Origin of the sequence: Flavobacterium sp., from assembly GCF_044338735.1 — a bacterium.
Lineage (GTDB): Bacteria > Bacteroidota > Bacteroidia > Flavobacteriales > Flavobacteriaceae > Flavobacterium.
The window spans coordinates 1-3,145 of the sequence record NZ_JBIIWV010000216.1; the positions used below are offsets into that span (position 1 = coordinate 1).

General features: G+C 31.6%; 3 protein-coding genes. 2 read left to right on the plus strand and 1 reads right to left on the minus strand.

The window, feature by feature from the left end:
• Both ACIQZC_RS10295 and ACIQZC_RS10300 read left to right on the plus strand, forming a co-directional pair.
• Nucleotides 1-1,205 (plus strand): RsmB/NOP family class I SAM-dependent RNA methyltransferase (locus tag ACIQZC_RS10295; RefSeq protein ID WP_396139136.1); only part of this gene is annotated, 1,205 nt, incomplete at its 5' end.
• Nucleotides 1,206-1,210: 5 nt separating this feature from the next.
• On the plus strand, nt 1,211-2,341 hold the full coding sequence (locus ACIQZC_RS10300) for an endonuclease (RefSeq protein ID WP_396139137.1): 1,131 nt from the start codon (nt 1,211-1,213) through the stop codon (nt 2,339-2,341).
• Between the two features lie 66 nt (nt 2,342-2,407).
• Here the strand turns inward: ACIQZC_RS10300 and ACIQZC_RS10305 are convergent, their stop codons facing one another.
• Nucleotides 2,408-3,109 carry a sulfite exporter TauE/SafE family protein gene (locus ACIQZC_RS10305; RefSeq protein ID WP_396139138.1) on the minus strand — a complete coding sequence of 234 codons (702 nt, stop codon included), beginning with the start codon at nt 3,107-3,109 and terminating at the stop codon, nt 2,408-2,410.
• Nucleotides 3,110-3,145 lie beyond the last annotated feature (36 nt).

Here is a 3,145-nt window from a genome sequence, read left to right on the forward strand (position 1 = left end):
ACAGAAATTTAGTATTCACCACAATAGATTCGCTAATGGCGATTTTTAATGAAGGAGAATATGCCGATAAAGTTGTTGCGAGAGCTTTAAAAAAAGACAAGCGTTGGGGAAGTCACGATAGAAAATTTGTTGCTGAAACAATTTATGAAATTGTGCGTTGGAAAAGACTTTATGTAGAAATTGCCGAAGTTAAAGAACCGTTTGACAGAGATAAAATTTGGCGCATATTTGCCGTATGGGCTGTTCTTAGAGGATACACCCTACCCGATTGGAAATATTTTGAGGAAACCCCAGTAAGAAGAATCAAAGGAAAATTTGACGAATTAACAAAAACTAGAAAATTCAAAGAGTCAATTCCAGACTGGATGGATGAGTTGGGGGTTAAAGAGTTAGGTGAAGAAATTTGGACCAAAGAATTGTCTGCTCAAAACGAACAAGCAAAAGTAATTTTAAGAGTTAACAAACTTAAAACGACAAAGGAAAAATTAAGAGCAATTTTAATGGATTTAAATATTGAAACCGAGTTTCATAACGATTATCCAGATGCTTTGATATTAACCGAAAGAGCCAATGTGTTTTTAACGGATGCGTTTAAAGACGGTTTTTTTGAAGTACAAGATGCTTCTTCTCAGTTAGTTGCCTACTTTTTAGATGTAAAACCAGGAATGCGAGTGGTTGACACTTGTGCTGGAGCTGGTGGAAAAACGCTGCATTTGGCTTCGTTAATGGAAAATAAAGGACAATTAATTGCAATGGATTTATATGAAAGTAAATTAAAGCAATTAAAAATTAGAGCGAAACGAAACGGTGCATTTAATATTGAACCTAGAGTCATAGAAAGCACTAAAACGATAAAAAAACTACACGAAAAAGCCGATCGCGTTTTGATTGATGCTCCTTGTAGTGGATTAGGTGTTTTAAAGAGAAACCCAGATAGTAAGTGGAAATTACAACCAGAATTTATTGAGAATATTAAAAAAATTCAAGCCGAAGTCTTAGAAAATTATTCCAAAATTGTTAAACCTGGCGGAAAATTAGTGTATGCTACTTGTTCGGTTTTACCTTCAGAAAATCAAGAACAAATTAAGCATTTCTTAAGCACAGAAATTGGAAAAGAGTTTACATTTGTTCAAGATAAAAAAGTATTAGCCCACGAAAGCGGCTTTGACGGATTTTACATGGCATTATTAGAAAGAAAAAAATAAAAAATATGAAGAAAAACATTACCCTATTAACATTTTTATTGTGTTCATTAATTAGTTGGGCACAAATTCCTGCAGGATATTATAACACAGCAATTGGAACTGGTTTAACACTTAAGACCCAATTAAAAAAAATCATAGATGATGTAAATGACGGATTAGCTTCTGAGCGTTTAGCTTTTGATCAAGGTTATGATGGATTACATACAACTTATCTAACATCAGATATAAAATCTAATGGTAGAGTTTGGGATATGTATTCTAATTGTGATTTTATTTTTGGTACCGTAGCAAATGGTGGTCAACAAGATAATGGTTCAAACCCCAGTGGCGAATGTCAACTTTTTAATAGAGAACATACAATTCCTCAAAGCTATTTTGGTAACTCAGTATTACCAATGTTTTCTGATGCTCACTTTGTAATACCTTCAGATAAAATTGTAAATGCAACTCGCGGTGATTTACCTTATGGAAAAGTCGGAACTGCAACTTATACTTCTGGTAATGGTTCTAAAAAAGGAAATAACTTAAATTCTGGATATTCTGTAGGGTATTCATCAACAGTTTTTGAACCAATTGACCAATATAAAGGCGATATTGCAAGAGTTATGTTTTACTTTGTAACGCGTTATGAAAGTCAGTTAAGTTCCTTTTTTACAGCAAGTTCATCAACTTCTAAAGTGATGTTTGATGGTTCAACTGGAAAATCTTTTAGTGATACTTTTTTAAATATCTTTCTTACTTGGCATATACAAGATCCTGTAAGTCAAAAAGAAATTGACAGAAATAATGCCATTTATATTCGTCAAAACAACAGAAATCCTTTTATTGATACTCCTGCGTATGTTTGCCAAATTTGGACTTCACAATGTACAGCATTATCAAATAATTTATTTAAATTAGAAAATACAGTTTCAATTTATCCGAATCCTGTTAGCAATAATGAGGTTTTTATTTCAACCTTAAGTGAATTAAAATCAATTGTTTTATACAACATCAACGGACAAATCATTCAAGAAATTAAGAATCCATCAAGAATTAATGAAGCTTATAAAGTATCAAATTTACCAAAAGGGTTCTATTTAATACAATTAGCCTCTGAAAACGAATCGATCACTAAAAAAATTATGGTCGATTAATTTAAGTTTACAACTACAAAAAAGCCTTTTCAATGAAGAGGCTTTTTTGTTTTCGATACTACTCTATTAATGACAATTGGCTTCAGATTGCACAAACAAACTTAAATTACTAGGTGATAAATAGGGAATATCTAATCCTAAACCTCTAATAATAAATAACATTCCTATTAAAACTGCTACTATAGGTATCATTTTTTGCAAAGTTCTTCTGAAAGAAATTGATAGTAGGTTTGATACATATATTACGGCTGTTAATAAAGGAATCGTTCCCAACCCAAAAAGCAACATATATACAATTCCCATTGAAACACTCTGCATGGCAATAGCTCCAAAAATAGCTACATATACCATTCCACAGGGTAAAAAACCATTTAGTAAACCTATTGTAAAAAGCGATTGATAACTTTTTGATTTGAATTGTTGCCCTAAACTCGATTTGAGTTTTGAAACAACTCGATAAACAGGTTTTGAAAAATTATATTTAGCAAATACATTTTCTGGAATAATTGCTACCATTATCATTAGAATTCCAACTATAATAGACAATTTTTGTTGTATTCCTGCCAAATAAAAAGTTCTTCCCAATAAACCAAAAATAAGGCCTAATATTCCATAAGCAGTTAATTTTCCTAAATGGTATGTGATGATTTGAGTTACTTTTTTTGCTTCGTTTGTTCGATCTACAGGTAGCATCATAGCAATGGGTCCGCACATTCCAATGCAGTGAAAACTACTAATTAAACCAAATATGAAAGCGGTATAAAGCATTATAAATCAATTGATTGTTTATTAATGTATTCAATT

Bases quoted from the DNA above. Each gene is read 5' to 3' on its own strand.
- ACIQZC_RS10305 (WP_396139138.1), bottom strand. From the start codon at position 3,109: ATGCTTTATACCGCTTTCATATTTGGTTTAATTAGTAGTTTTCACTGC.
- ACIQZC_RS10300 (WP_396139137.1), top strand. From the start codon at position 1,211: ATGAAGAAAAACATTACCCTATTAACATTTTTATTGTGTTCATTAATT.